The organism is Paenibacillus pinistramenti (assembly GCF_005869875.1).
In the GTDB taxonomy this organism is placed as follows: Bacteria; Bacillota; Bacilli; order Paenibacillales; family Paenibacillaceae; genus Fontibacillus; species Fontibacillus pinistramenti.
Genome location: NZ_VAWG01000010.1, coordinates 91,710 through 106,000, shown reverse-complemented (window position 1 = coordinate 106,000; position 14,291 = coordinate 91,710). Strand labels below are relative to the sequence as shown.

General features: G+C 55.6%; 13 protein-coding genes. 2 read left to right on the top strand and 11 right to left on the bottom strand.

Going from position 1 to position 14,291, the window contains the following annotated elements; genetic code table 11:
* Positions 1–188: 188 nt before the first annotated feature.
* From FCN15_RS12940 to FCN15_RS12915, 6 genes are all read right to left on the bottom strand, one after another.
* A complete protein-coding gene (locus FCN15_RS12940; RefSeq protein ID WP_138495406.1) occupies positions 189–941 on the bottom strand; it encodes an SDR family oxidoreductase in 753 nt (250 codons plus the stop codon).
* 35 nt (positions 942–976) lie between these two features.
* Positions 977–1,537 (bottom strand): NAD(P)H-dependent oxidoreductase, encoded by a 561-nt coding sequence (locus FCN15_RS12935; RefSeq protein WP_138495405.1) that lies wholly within the window; start codon positions 1,535–1,537, stop codon positions 977–979.
* A 74-nt stretch (positions 1,538–1,611) separates the two neighbouring features.
* Entirely contained in the window at positions 1,612–2,373 is a 762-nt protein-coding gene (locus FCN15_RS12930) for an SDR family oxidoreductase (protein ID WP_138495446.1), read from the bottom strand.
* Between the two features lie 243 nt (positions 2,374–2,616).
* Entirely contained in the window at positions 2,617–3,198 is a 582-nt protein-coding gene (locus FCN15_RS12925; RefSeq protein ID WP_138495404.1) for a TetR/AcrR family transcriptional regulator, read from the bottom strand.
* Positions 3,199–3,346: 148 nt separating this feature from the next.
* Complete coding sequence (locus FCN15_RS12920; protein ID WP_275259491.1) at positions 3,347–4,417, bottom strand: aromatic ring-hydroxylating oxygenase subunit alpha; 1,071 nt, start codon at positions 4,415–4,417, stop codon at positions 3,347–3,349.
* A 77-nt stretch (positions 4,418–4,494) separates the two neighbouring features.
* Positions 4,495–5,493 (bottom strand): aromatic ring-hydroxylating dioxygenase subunit alpha, encoded by a 999-nt coding sequence (locus tag FCN15_RS12915; protein ID WP_138495403.1) that lies wholly within the window; start codon positions 5,491–5,493, stop codon positions 4,495–4,497.
* 121 nt (positions 5,494–5,614) lie between these two features.
* On the opposite strand from FCN15_RS12915, the gene FCN15_RS19200 reads away from it, so the two are divergent.
* Both FCN15_RS19200 and FCN15_RS12910 read left to right on the top strand, forming a co-directional pair.
* Positions 5,615–5,854, top strand: a complete 240-nt coding sequence (locus tag FCN15_RS19200; RefSeq protein WP_203232135.1) for a hypothetical protein — start codon at positions 5,615–5,617, stop codon at positions 5,852–5,854.
* Positions 5,855–5,861: 7 nt separating this feature from the next.
* Positions 5,862–6,053 carry a hypothetical protein gene (locus FCN15_RS12910; protein ID WP_138495402.1) on the top strand — a complete coding sequence of 64 codons (192 nt, stop codon included), beginning with the start codon at positions 5,862–5,864 and terminating at the stop codon, positions 6,051–6,053.
* Positions 6,054–6,089: 36 nt separating this feature from the next.
* On the opposite strand, the gene msrA is transcribed toward FCN15_RS12910, so the two are convergent.
* The 5 genes from msrA to FCN15_RS19505 all read right to left on the bottom strand — a co-directional run bounded on the left by msrA (position 6,090) and on the right by FCN15_RS19505 (position 14,290).
* Positions 6,090–6,779 carry a peptide-methionine (S)-S-oxide reductase MsrA gene (gene msrA / locus FCN15_RS12905; protein ID WP_138495401.1) on the bottom strand — a complete coding sequence of 230 codons (690 nt, stop codon included), beginning with the start codon at positions 6,777–6,779 and terminating at the stop codon, positions 6,090–6,092.
* Positions 6,780–6,999: 220 nt separating this feature from the next.
* Positions 7,000–8,226, bottom strand: a complete 1,227-nt coding sequence (locus FCN15_RS12900; protein ID WP_138495400.1) for a Zn-dependent hydrolase — start codon at positions 8,224–8,226, stop codon at positions 7,000–7,002.
* Between the two features lie 335 nt (positions 8,227–8,561).
* Complete coding sequence (locus FCN15_RS12895) at positions 8,562–9,680, bottom strand: threonine aldolase family protein (protein WP_138495399.1); 1,119 nt, start codon at positions 9,678–9,680, stop codon at positions 8,562–8,564.
* An 84-nt stretch (positions 9,681–9,764) separates the two neighbouring features.
* Positions 9,765–11,861 (bottom strand): putative bifunctional diguanylate cyclase/phosphodiesterase, encoded by a 2,097-nt coding sequence (locus FCN15_RS12890; protein ID WP_138495398.1) that lies wholly within the window; start codon positions 11,859–11,861, stop codon positions 9,765–9,767.
* 245 nt (positions 11,862–12,106) lie between these two features.
* Positions 12,107–14,290: a helix-turn-helix domain-containing protein gene (locus FCN15_RS19505; RefSeq protein ID WP_238996670.1), complete on the bottom strand. Its 2,184-nt coding sequence runs from the start codon at positions 14,288–14,290 to the stop codon at positions 12,107–12,109.
* Position 14,291: the final 1 nt, after the last annotated feature.

The window sequence follows — 14,291 nt, the reverse complement described above, 5'->3', positions numbered from 1 at the left end:
CATAATGCAAAACATCCCGCAGGGATCCGCGGGATGTTTTTTTAGAATTACGGAGGCTCCCCCAAAAGTAATTGGATTAGGCTTCACAGCCACGCGTCACTTTTGGGGAATTATTTTATATCAAGTGGAGCAAGCTCCAACGAATTGCCCTTTAATCAAACATTGGCAAGTACGGTGTCCGCCCTCGTTTACCAAGGGAGCACGTCATCCATGTAAAAGAATCCGCCGGTCGGCCCGTCCTCAGGCAGCGTCGCCAGGCGCACCGCCGTTTTGGCTCCCTCTTCAGGTGTCAGCTCCGCCTTATCCCCGCCCATTTTAGTCTTGACCAGGCCCGGATGAACGGAGTTGACCTTCAGGCGGGTATCCTTAAATTTCTGCGACCAGTAGGCTGTCAGCATATTTAAGGCTGCTTTGGAGGCGGCATAAGCCGGAGTGGCAATCCGCTGCGCCAGCTCATTGGAGAGCATAAAGTTAATGGAGCCCAAAGCGCTGCTTTGGTTGACAATTCTGCCCGCCTCGCTCTTCAGCAGCAGCGGCAGAAGGGCCTCTGTCAAATAATAAGGAGCGAGCGTATTGACCTCAAAGGTCTGCCTGAACGGATCACCGCCTGAAGCTGAAGCTGCATTCGGGGCACCGGGGGAACCCCCGGCAGAATCTCCTTTTTCAGCCCAGACTCCTGCATTGTTGATCAGAATGTCCAGCCTGCCGTATTCCTTCACAATGAGTTTGGCTGCCTGCTCAATATGCGCCGCATTGGTCACCTCCAGCTCAATGTCTGCCGCTTGAATCCCTTCTTCCTGCAGCCTGCCGGCCGCCTGATCGGCGGAGGCCTGCGAGCGGGCTCCCACCAACACGGTGATTCCCTGCTTCCCTAATTGTCTGGCTGCCTCAAAGCCGATTCCTGCGCTTGCCCCTGTAATTAAAGCGATTTTGGCTGTCATTGTCCTTTCCTCCTCAAAAAAATAGTTGATTCCTATCAGCGGATCATCGTAACCGGTTCCGGCGTTTTGACGCTGCGCACCTTCGCCAGATGCCCTAGATAAGCGTCTTTGCCTGCGGAAATCTCTTCTTCTGTCACATGGTTCGCGCTGTGGAAGGCAAACGGCGGAAGATAGTGCGCGCCTACATAGTTGGCTACCGCTTCCATAGGCTTAAGCACTTCCCGGACAGTGAACAGGTTAGAACCGCCGGGCTGGTAGGCAGCCGCACTGCCCACGGTTGAAATGGCAATGCCGAACTCTTTCCCCTTTAAATGCTCGCCGCCGGGGCCGAAGGCCCAGCCGTATTCAAACACCTCATCCATCCACTGCTTCAGAAGCGGCGGTGTGGCGTACCAGTAAAGCGGATATTGCAGGATAATCCGGTCGTGGGCATCCAAAAGCGCCTGCTCTTTCGCCACATCCATTTTACCGTCCGGGTAGACCTCACTCAGCACATGAACGGTGATGTCCTTCTGCTGTCTCAAGGCTTCGGTCCAAATGCTGTTGATCCGGGATTTTTGAAGATCAGGGTGTCCTGCAATAATCAAAGTTTTCATAGGCAGCTCTCTCCTTAAAAATGGAATTGGAATAGGTCAATTTTGGGAACGTTCATTCTAAATTATCTAAAAAATTACCAAGGCAGTGTGCTGTCCTTATGATAGAATCCGCCAGTGGGGCCATCGTTTGTAAGGGAAGCCAGCAGTACACTGGTTTCTGCGCCGGCCGTTTCGTCCATATCGGCATATTGCCCGCCAAGCTCTGTACGAATCCAGCCCGGGTGTACCGAATTCACTTTCATATTAGTATCACTAAGCTCTGCTGCCAGGTGGATCGTGAACGCATTAAGCGCAGCTTTGGAGGCGTTGTAAGCAAAGGTTTTAAGGGAGTAATACGGGGATTCAGGATCCGCCTGGGTTGCAAGTGAACCGAGCACACTCGACAGATTTACAATCCGTCCGCCTTCCGATCTGCGGATCAGGGGAAGCAGCGTTTGCGTTAATTCGATCTGGGCAAAAAAGTTAATGTCAAACGTATCACGCAGAACCTTCAAGGAAAGGGTACTGGTGCGGTTGACCGTCGGCACGGAGAAGCTTTCCTGCTCCAGCAGAACACCGGCATTGTTAATCAAGATATCCAGCTTGCCAAAAGTATCTTCAAAATACCGGTAAGCTTCTTCATGATCACCAGTCTCCGTCACGTCAAATTTGATGCTGGCCGCCTGTAAGCCCTCTTGTCTTAATTGTTCGGCTGCTTTAAATCCTTTCTCCGGATTACGGGCTCCAATCACTACCGTTGCCCCTTGTTTAGCCAATTCCCGTGCGGTTTCCAAACCAATACCTCGTGCAGCACCGGTAATAAAAGCGACTTTGCCTTGCAAGCTTGTTGTTTTCATCATTCATGTCTCCTTTAATTTTCATTTCGTTTTTGGGAATGATCATTCTAAAAATCGTTCAGAAGTTCTTGTTCTCTCTTGCTGCATTCATCTTAGCATAATGAGAACGATCGGTAAAGTATTATTTTTACTGATCGTTCTACTTTTTTTTCTGAATTCGGCTTTTCCTTATTGATCCGGCTCGTTTATGCTCTGCTTAGGTACCCGGAACTGAAATATTTACGCCGCAAGAGCCGCTTCCCCTTATTTGTGCTTCAAGACCGCAACCGACAGTCCGGCAATCCGCTCCAGCTTGTCTTTAGGCGTGGCGGTGCGCGCCATCACCCGGATGCCTACCAGGCTGTTGTGCAGATACTGCGCCAAATCGCCTGCTTCCAGTTCCCTGCTGAACTCGCCGCTTTCCTGCCCCCAAAGGATGATCTCCTTGATCAGCCGTTCGGTATCGGCAAAGCCTTCTCTGGCCTTGGCGTCCACTTCCTCATCCCGGACTGCCAGCTCTGCCGCCGAGTTCACCAGCATACAGCCCGGAGGGGCGTCCTCCTCCCCAAAGATCATAGAGCGGAACAGGAATTTCATCGCTTCCTCTGCGGTAGCAGCTTCTTTAACCCCGGCAGCCAGCCTGCTGCTCATTCTTTCGGCGAACCGGTCAATGGCTCTCAGAAACAAGGTATGTTTATCGGTAAAAGTGTCATACAGGCTTCTGCGGTGAATGCCCATATGCTCCACAAGATCGTTCATGGAAGTCTTCTCATAGCCCTGCTCCCAGAACAGCTTCATCGCTTTGTCCAGGACGGCATTCTCTTCAAATTCTTTGCTGCGTGCCATATGAATCATCCCTCCTGAGTCCATCTTAGCACAGAGAGAGGTTATTTTGAACCGATCGGTAAAAAATCCTTCCGAGAGTCCCGAAAGCATTCGGGCCCCCGGACGGCAGCAGGTCTGCACATCGGCGGAAGCCCTGTTCGTGAATCTCTTACGAAGTATAACTCCTTCCCAACCCCAGCTCCGTCAGCAGCTGGCGGTACGCAATCGACGTCCGGTCGGCCGGAATATGCGCTTCGGCCAGCAGATCGAGCGGCAGCTCCTCCGGGGTCTGCGCCTCGACCATTTCGCGGTCCTCGCTGAAGACCTTGAGGTTAAAGTCGATGATCTCCTGTACTGGCGTATCCGTGTCAAAGTTGCGGCAGATCGGGCTGAAGAGCCGCGTATATTTGGCCGAGACGGGCGAAGCGCAGTTCAGGATGTTCAGGCGGCCCTCCCCCGGAAAATACACCGTAAGCGAGGCCGCGAACGGCGGGAACACGCGGAACTCGCGCAGCCACTGGAAGCCTTCGGGCGCTTCGTGCAGCTGGCTTTTGCCATAATTGCTGACCGTGCTCCAATATTCCACGTGCAGGCTCTCGCCCTCCCGGGCAACCGCGTACTGCGGCACCTCCGTATTGCTGCGGTCCCCGAACGTTTCCGTATGCACATAGGCAAAATGGGAAACGTCCAGAAAGCCTTCCATCTGCCGTCCGGCCGAGCCCGCAATGTCAAAGTTCGGCGGCAGCACCTGCATATAGTCCGGGTCCTCCCAGTGCGGGAACGGCGGAATCTGCGGCTCGCCGGCCTCCGTCTCGGGCGACAGGCAGGTCCAGATCAAGCCGTACCGCTCCACGGCCGGATAGGTGAACAGCTTCAGCTTTGGCGATATTTTGGCGCCGGGATGGGCCGGTACGGCCGTGCATTTTCCCTCACAGTTGTAGCGGAAGCCGTGATACGGGCACACAATCTCCCCGTTCTCCACCCAGCCTTTGCTGAGCGGCGCGCCGCGGTGGAAGCAGAGATCCCTCGCCACCACAGCCTGATCCCCGCTTCGGTAGCAGACCAGCTTCACGTCCAGCAGCTTCACGCCAAGCGGCTTATCCTGCACATCACTTGCCAGGGCGACCGGGTACCAATAACGGCTCAGCACCAGCCAGTCCTCCCGGGTAAAGGTACAATCCTTCGGATAGTCCCTCAGCAGTTGGGCTTCCGAGTTCAGCTTTAGCATTTCCGGTGTCATCGGCGGCACTCTCCTTATCTTAACGATGATCGTTTGATTGCTTTATTTTCCGCTATATTCATCCTGTTCCTGACAGCCTAATGAAGTCCCCTCACATCACTGCCGTAAGTAACTCCCAGCTCACCCAGCCATTTGCGGTAGGCAATGCTGACGCGGTCGGCCTTCAAATGCAGCTCGGCCTGCAGATCCAGCGGCAGCTCCTCGGGCTTCTGATTCTCCACAATAAAAGCGTCCTGCTCGATCACCTTCTGCTGAAAATCTTGGAAAAAGGCATCCGGCACATTCAGCGCATAATTGCGGCTGACCAGTGCAAACACCGTCGTCGTCCGCTCGTCCTGCGGCAGCACCGTAAAGAGAATCGACAGAACCTGATTATTGTCGTAGTTGACCTTCTTGAGTCTGGCCGTCATCGGGCGGAGAATTTCGTAGGTGTAATAAAGCGTAGCGTAGTTCCCGGAGCCGTCGGCATCCGCGTAAATGGCGATTTCGTCCGAGACGTAACGGTTCTCCTTCCAGTGGACATGGTAATCGGGAATTTCCGGGAAATTGGAATCGCCGAGCAGCCCTTCATGCACAAAGGCGAGGTGTCCGGCGTCGAGAAAATTCTCCACCACCCGCGGTCCGGCTCCCCGCAGCACAAACGGCGGCGCCTCTACCGTGCGGAATTCCGGATCATCAAACTCTTCGTAAAAAGGGACCGGCACACCGCCTGTTTCGGCGTCTCCGCTCAGGTTCACCCACACGATCCCGTATTTCTCGGTGCACGCATACGCGATCGCTTTCGCCTTGGGAGGGATCGTCTGCTCCGGAGGCTGCTGGGGAATCCGCACGCATTTGCCTTCCCCGTCAAACTGCCAGCCGTGATACGGGCAGACGATGCAGTCATCCGCTACCCTGCCATAAGACAAGGGCGCTCCGCGGTGGATGCACAGATCCTTGAACGCCTTGATGCCCGACGAGGTGCGGAACAAGACGATCGCTTCCTGCAAGAGCGTAATTTTAACCGGCTGATCTGTAATATCACCGGCGTAAGCAGCAGCGATCCAGTCCTTCATTAACACTTGATCCTGAATCATGGGCGTCCCCTCCCTCTGGAAGTCGGTGCCACAACACTGACACCATATGGAAGAAATTTCATTTAACAGAAGTTTATATAGTATAATAACGGCTTCTTCTGCACATTGGCTAATACATTTTATGTTGAACAGCTTAAAAGGATTCTTATCAGTGTTAGGAAATATGACATATTGGGTTGAAATGGACCTTTTCCATGCAGCTCAGAATCACAAAAACCTCCTTCCACAGGAACAAGGCGCCTGGAGGAAGAAGGTTTTTGGCGTGACAGAGAGAGGGATAGAAGAAGCAGCGGCAATCTGGATGGGGGAGTTATTTTACCCAGTTTATGTTATAATTCGGGCAAATAAATGGAGGAGATGACCCGAAAATGGTGCTGAATCCCAAGAATCTTAACGGAATTGACGAAGAGCTCGCCAAACGGCAGACCGAAGACAAAGCCAATGACTACCGCTATCACCGCGAACCGTTCTCCAGACATCTCCTAAACGCTCTGATTGTGCTGGGAATTCTGGCTGTCGTGGTGGTTGTGTTCTCGCTGCTGATTTCTCATTCCAGATAAATTGTCCGAAACAGAAGCAAAGGCAGCGGCGCGGCTTCACCAGCGGATGCTGCGCAGCACTTTGATCAGCTGCTCCTTCTCGCCGTCAGGCAGCTTCCAGCCCTGGATTTCGCCGACAATCCGCTCCATGCTGGTGTAGCCCTTGGCAAGCCCGTTGAGGCGGGCGGCCAGCGCCGAATCCATCAGCGCTTCCTGGAACGGGCATAAACCGCGCAGCTTGTCCAGCGCGTCCGGGAACCGCTTCAAATAGTATTTCTGATGCCGCTCCTCTGCCGGGTAGAAGGCCCGAAAGTCCGCCGTCTCCGTGCCGGCCGGCCTCTCATCGCCCCGTTCCTGCCGTTCACGGGCAACCCGCCTGATCGCCTCCCGCTGCTCTCCGCTGCGCGGCAGCAGCAGCGACAAATACTGCCGGCCTTTATAACCGTTAATATTCGCCGGGTTGTGATGATCCCAGAACAGGTTCAGCAGCTGCTCATAGCGGATGATGGACGGATCAAAATCGACCCGGACCGTCTCCGTATGATCGCCCATCTGGTGATAAGACGGCGCTTCAGCCGTACCTCCGGCATATCCGGTGCGCGTGCGCATTACGCCCGGAAGCTGGCCGAACAAAGCCTCCGGGCTCCAGAAGCAGCCCATGCCAAATACGGCTGTCTCCCAGCGCGCATCCAAAGCCGAAGCCGGCCCTTTGGCTTCCGCACGCAAGCCGCGATTCTCTTGCACCATCCGGATTCCTCCTTCTTTTTTCTTCTTATTTAACCAGAATTGTACCCTAATGCTGACCGAAAGCAAAAAAATACGTATAACCGCAAACAGCCCCTGCCAGGCCGGCTGACAGGAGCTGCGCTTATCTAGTCGCGAAGGGAGTTACAGGCTTTATTCAGGTTATTTTATTCCGGTAATTTTATTCAGGTTATTTTATTCAAATTGTTATTCCGTATAAAAATCATTCCGCCAGCAGCCCCAGCACTGTCTCCAGCAGGACGTTCACGCCCTTCTCGCAGTCCTCATAGGAGGTCAGCTCTTCCTCACAGTGGCTCTTGCCGTTCACGCTCGGCACAAACAGCATCACTGACGGCAGAAAGGAGGCCACAAACTGGGCATCGTGCCCGGCTCCGCTGGCCATTCTCTTATAGCTGTAGCCGAACGAGCGGGCTGCCTCCTCCAGCCGTTCACACAATTCCGGTTTAAACCAGACCGTATCGCGGCCCCACAGCTTGGTCGCCTTGACCGCACAGCCCTCCTGTTCGGCAGGAAGGCTCCGGAGGATCTCCTCCACCTGGCGGATGATGTCCTCGTTCTTGTGCCGGGCCTCCACCGTAAAGACGACCTTGTTCGGAATGACCGTATGAATGCTCGGATAGACGTTAACCCGCCCCATCGTGTACACCAGCTCCGGGTCCAGCCCGCTAAGTCTGCTCCGCAGCAGAGATACCAGATCGTTCGCCGCGAAGAAGGCATCCTTCCGCATGTCCATCGGTGTAGTTCCGGCATGGTCTGATTCGCCGGTGACTTCAATCTCGTAGCAGGCCATGCCGACCACACATTCTACAACGCCGATCGACAGCCCTTCCTTCTCCAGCACCGGGCCCTGCTCAATGTGCAGCTCCAGATAAGCCGAGGCTTCGCGGATCCGGTTATCCGGCGAACCGGCACAGCCGCTGTCCGCAAGCGCCTCCCGGAAGGTAAGGCCGTCCGCATCCTGCTTCGCCATGATGTCATCCAGGTCGAATTTGCCGGACAGCACGCCGGAAGCCATCATCGACGGTTCGAAGCGGGCGCCTTCTTCGTTCGTGAAGTTCATAACCGTAATGGGAAGCTCCGGCTTGATGCCGGCATCGACGAGCGTCCTGACGACTTCAAGCCCGGCAATGACGCCAAGCACGCCGTCAAACCGCCCGCCCTTCTTCACGCTGTCCAAATGAGAGCCGATAACGATCGGCGGTGCCTTGCGAACGCCCTCCAGCGTGGCGTACATACAGCCGAGGTCATCCACGGCAACCGTCATGCCGAGCTCCTCGCAGCAGCTGCGGAAATACCCGCGCGCCAGCACATCCTCTTCGCTCAAGGCCAGCCGGGTCACGCCGCCCGCCGCTGTCTTGCCGTACTCCGCAAAGGCTTCAATGGTCTCCTTCAGTCTTGCTGCGTTCACGAACAGCTTCTGACGCTGCATGCCATCATCCCCGTTTCACCGTTTTCCACCTATCATAACCCGCACAGCGCCGTTTGCCATTTGACAAACTGTCATAAATAACGGGGATGATGAGAGCGGGTTTGCGACAGCAGCGGATAGGCGGCCCCGCGCAAGGCAAGCTAATACAAAGATGGCGCCGATACAAAGAAGGAGCTAGTACAAAGAAAGAGACGATACAAAGAAGGCGCCGATCCATGATCGGCGCCCTGCGGCTCAGCGTATCCTTCATATCTGCAATTATTCTGCAGTAATTATGCCAAGCTTCAGTGATTCCAAGCTTCCGTGATTCCAAGCTTCAGTGATTTCAAGCTTCATTACTCCATGTTCCCGGCGCCGCCCAGCGCCTTCAGCTTCTCATCCAGAAGCTTGAACAGCTGCTCCACCTGCTCCTTCGGCACGGTGCCATAGCGTTCGCCAAGGCTGACCTCATAGGAGCTGGCCGTTTCGCTGTAATCCTTAACGTAGTGGGTAAGGGCAACGCCGGTTTGCTCTGTCAGCTGTGCCAGCAGCGGCTCCACCTGCTCCTTCGGATAAGCGATATGAACATGGAACATGTTCGATACCGGCGTCTCCGGCAGGGTCTTGACGGCATGGCAGCCGTTATACAAAGCCGCCAGCTCTTTGGCGTATTCGTAGTAGCGGGCCATCTGGCCGCCGTATTTTTCATAGTAATAGTCCGCGCTGATGATATACGGATACAGGCTGATCAGATCGCCGCCGTGGCGTCTCTTCCAGATCTTCGCTTCCTCCGTGAAGTCCTTGTCCCCGGCCAGAATCGCGCCGGCAATGCCGCCGATCCCTTTGTAGAAGGAGACGTAGACGCTGTCGAACAGGGCGCAGACCTCTGCGGCAGTCCTGCCGTAATACGGCAGAATCTCAAGCAGGCGCGCTCCGTCAAGGTGCAGCCTGATGCCGCGCTCACGGCAGTACGCGCTGATCGCCTCCAGCTCCTCATAAGACGGCAGCTGGCCGCCGATTTCGCGCTGCGGCAGCTCCAGCAGCAGGCTGGAGATGTCCTCGTTCAGACTCTGCACGTCCCCCAGCGTGATGAGGCGGTCTTTGTCCGCCAGCAGCAGCGGCGTGATATTATGAAGCTTTTTCAAGCCGTCCTGCTCATGGATCTCCAAATGGCTGAGCGGGTGGTAGGCCACCTTCGGCAGGCCCTTCCGGTCGCACCAGATCCGCAGCGCAATCTGCTGGGCCATCGTTCCGCTCGGGAAGAAGACAGCCGCCTCCTTGCCCAGCAGCCTGGCCATCTTCTGCTCAAACTGTTCAATGACTTCGCCTTTGCCGTACATATCGCTCGCCTGGCTGCCGTCTACGCCTTCGAAGGCTTCCTTCAGCACCTGGACATTCCGGGGCCCGTGACCCCCTAACACATAAGACGCATTCGTTACCGCTTCCGCCAAAGCAGCGGGCAGCTGCTTACTCATTCCTTTGTCCCCCTTCGGATAAACATGCTCACCTTCACTATGCCTGTCCAAAGTATAGCATGTATGCGATATGCCGTATGCCGCCTATTTGTCCGGCCCGCTTTCCGCCAGCTGCTCAAGCCATACGGTGCAGTCCCGGCTTCTCATCGGCTTCCCGAAGTAATAGCCCTGCATCACCGAGCAGCCATGCGCTCGCAGAAACTCCACCTGCTCGCCTGTCTCTACCCCTTCGGCCACCACATTCAGCCCCAGGTGATGGGCGATTGCCATAATGCTGCTGATCATGGCCTGCTTGGACGGAAGGCTGTATTTCCGGATGAAGGACTGGTCGATTTTCAGAGTGTCGATCGGCATTTCATCCAGCGTCCAAAGCGAGGAATAGCCGGTTCCGAAATCATCCAGGGACACGGCTACCCCCAGCGCCTTCACCCGGTTCAGCTGCTCCAGCGTATACGCCATATCGGTCATGGCGACCGACTCGGTAATCTCAAGCTCCAGCATGTCCGGAACCATGCCGCTGTTTCTCAGGCACTCCTCCACCATTCTTGGAACCAGGCCGTTCACAAAGAGCACACCCGACATATTCACCGAAATCGGAAAAGGCCTGAAACCCGCAGCCATCCACTCCCGGTGCTGGCGGCCCACCTCGGCCATCAGCCATCTTGTCATCGGGACAATGACGCCTGTCTCCTCGGCAATCGGGATGAATTCGTAGGGCGAGACCGCGCCGAGCTTCGGATGCTCCCAGCGGAGCAGAGCTTCCATTCCCTGCAGCCCTTTGCCGTCCGAATTCCATTTCGGCTGGTAAGCCACATAGAACTGGTTCTGCAGAATGACTGCAGCCTCCAGATCATTTTCCAGCTCCATCCGGCGCTGCTCTTTCCTGCTCAGATCGTCCGTGAAGACGGTGTAGCGGTTTTTGCCCAAATTCTTGGAGACGTACATGGCAGAATCGGCTGCCTTCATCAGCTTCTCGCGCTCCACGCCCTCTCGGGCCGTCAGGCTGATCCCGATGCTCCCCGTCACATAAATGCTGTTGCCGCCGATATAGAACGGCGCTTTGATCGCTTCAAGAATCTGCCCGGCAAGCCGGCAGGCCTTCTCCTCCGAGGTATGCAGGCTGGCAACGAGAAACTCGTCGCCCCCAAGCCGGAACATCGTCTGGTCCCTGTCCAGCAGGCTCATAATCCGCGCTGCCGCTTCCTGCAGCAGCTGATCGCCTTTATCGTGGCCGAGCGTATCATTCACCGTCTTGAACCGGTCCAGATCCAGGAACAGAACGGCTCCGTCCGCCTTGGCCTTCTGAAAATGGTTCTTAAAGAACAGCGGCAGCCCGTGTCTGTTGGGCAGACCTGTCAGGGAATCATTGAAGGCAAGCCTTCTCAGCCCCTTGCGGTCGATGAAGATAACCACCCACGAAACAGCCAGAATGCAGGCCATTATCACAGCGATGGGAATAAGCAGGGGCAGCTCGATATAACCGCGGCTCGGCGGGCCTCCCCTTCCCGGCGGGCCCTCCAATCCCAAACGGATATTAACAAGCAGATGAGCGGCCATGATTGCGGTGTAATGGACACCGCTGATGGCCAGCCCCATGGTGACCGCTCCGGATAACCGCCAGTAATTGAAGAAAGGCGAGGTTTGGAACCGGTTGAACAGAAAGAGAGCCCAGTAGGACACGAATAAAGCCAGTAAGATGGAGAGCAGCAGGTACGACGAGTCATAAATCAAATGAATCCGCTTCTCGATCGCCTTCATGCCGATGTAATGAACTGCCACTATCCCCGTTCCGAGCAAACCGCCCGCTGCAGCAAGCTTCCAGGCCCTGGCCTGACCCGTGAACAGAATCGTAAAGGCGGCTCCCGACGCGGCAACCCCAACCAGCAGGGACAGAAACGAGAAGCCAAGCCCGAACGAGATTCCTGCCCGCAGGCGAAGCTCCAGCAAGCCGATCATATGCATCGACCAAATGCCGCTCCCCATAACGAAGGATCCCGCTGACAGCCAGAAGAGTCTGAGTCCGAACCTGTTCATCGACTCCGTCGCTTTCCCTGCCATGTGAAGGCCCGAATAAGAGGCCAATATGACAATTGCGGCAGAGATCCATATTACCCATGTATTCAGCTCAACAAAAAAATGCTGTTCGGCCATGCTGCCCCCTCTCTTTCTATTTAAGATCATTTCCGTAAGGCTTGTTGTATCCGCACATTCTATACAAGTTTATCTTCGGTATCTGACATCGTCTGTCAAATAGCATATGCTTCCTATTTAGCTGCCTGACCGCCTATAGGAATAACTTCCCTCCAAAGCCAAAGTTCATACAATAATCCTCTATAAAAAACTCCATAAAAAAAGACCTCTCCTGATCAGAATCAGGAAAGGCCGCTTATGCTGAAAGACTGAAAGGCTAACAGGCTGAAAGGCTGTCATTTGCGGTTAAAAACGGCGGCGATGGCCTGAGCCCTGTCGCTGACGCCCATTTTTTGAAAGATGTTCGTAAGATGGTTCTTGACCGTGTGCTCGCTGATAAACAGCGCGGCGGCGATCTCCTTGTTGCTTGCCGCTCTTATGATCAGCTGCAGAACCTCCTTCTCGCGCGGAGAGAGCGAGGCCCGGGCGGCCGCCGACTCGAGCGCAGCCTCCGCCGACTCGGCCTTGGGCTTGGCCGCCGCTTCTGCATTCAGCGTTTGGATCAGGAACTGGCTCTCCTCCGTCTTGCTGCTGATGATGAAATGCCGGAAGGCGCTGCGGCTGGACTGGGAGACGGCTTTCAGCTGTTCGACCGCCGCCAGATCCTCGCCATGCATCACATATTCCACTGCCGCAGCCAGCATTTCAGACTCTTTGGAGAAACCGGGGCTTTCACCGCCCCGCCCCTTATGCTCTATGATCGCATTGTATTCCTTCAGAATCTCAGCCTCCTGGCGGAAGAACGGCGCGAAGGCTGCGAGAACGTCCGGGTCCTGCTCTGTCAACAGGCTGACCCGTTCCAGGATTGCCGCCTCTTCCTCCGTGAGCCCGTTCCACCCGGCCAGCTTCGCGATCAGCGTGCGCACCCGCTTGCTCGCCCGGTACTTCTCCGGCTGGCTGCTGCGAATCGTTTCGAACAGAAGCTCTGCCATCTGGCCCGCCATTTTGGAGCTGTTCTGCTTCTCGTGCAGCAGCTTCAGCACCAGTCCCGACATGGTGGACAGGGCATTCAGAATCTCCTTGCTGTCCTCGGCATCGCGCGAGCTCTGAATCTCCACCACCAGCACCGCATGAATGTCATCCTCGTAGCCGATCGGAAGCTCAACCGCTGTGCGCCCCTCGCCCTTCTGCCTGAGCACCGGAGACAGGCCATAGGCCTGCTCTTTGGAGAAATACTGCCGGACCATTTCCCGGCTGTAAACCTCGACTGTCCGGTTGTCCAGCCCGCGGGCTACGGTATGAATCTGATTCTGCTCCCGCTCGCGGTAAACGACCATAGCGCCGATCGGGTACACCGCCAAATTCAGGCTCACGTCCACCAGCGTGAACAGCATCCGTTTGATATCGGGAATCGTCACCATAAACCGGCCCACATCGAGGAGCGGCTTGATCCGGGCAAGCTGCTTGTCGAGCTGGCTGTAGGCGATCTGGCTGCCGATATAAGCTCCCATGAGGGAGAGGAACATTTTCTCAAAATGCAGGACATCGCTGCTCAGCAGACGCGGGGACGTCCGGATACAGAACAGAAGTCCTCTTACATTGTGGCTGGAGCGCATAGGGAAGCAGTAAATGCTGCAGGCCTCCTTCACTCCTTTGCTGTGGAAGAATAACGTCCGCGGGTCCCGCTGAATGCTGGACCACTCGCTCGGTCCGTCGTTAAGCACCGCTTGTCCAAGGAAGCCTTCCCCTTCCCGAAAAATCACGCCGGATAACCCTTCCGACCCCGGACCGGCTGTCTGGCGGATCATATACTGCCCGTCATTTGTCTGCAGCGCAAGGCCAAAAATCTCGCCCAGCCCGCTTATTTCAACCATCCGCCGGATTTTATCATCGGGGAACGGCTCATTGTGACAGGCTGCCTGCAGGGCATGGCTGATCTGTCTGCAGCGCTCCTCCAGCCCCCGGCTGGCTTCGCTTCTCTCCAGAAGCGTCGAGACGGCCTCGGCGAGCCTGCCGACCTTGAGCCTTTTGCGCTCCGCTTCCTCCAGGCCGGTTGCCGGCGTATGCTCAAGCACTTCTTCCAGGAACCCGGCCAGCGCTTTGTCTTTGGCTGCCTCCCGCACAGAGGGGCGAATCCGGTCTTTCATCCGTTCCAGGAGCAGGATTCCCGACCATATGTAACAAACGGGAGCGCCGTTCACCACAACAGGAGCGATAATGGTGTGAATCCCCGGCACCCAGGAGTCATAAAGAGCTGGAATGTGCAGGCCGGAGATTTTGTTGATCTGCTCCTTAAAGAGAACCTCGAACGGCTCCCTATGCCGCTCGACCTTCTCTTCCCGCCCCTGTATGGACGAGGGCCTTGTGAACATCCTGCCGAATCGGTCTGTCATGCAAAGAGATAACTGAATGGCCTCCGCATAAGTATCCTGCAGCTCTTGAATCATTTCTTGATGAGGGATAACAAACAAGTCCTCCATA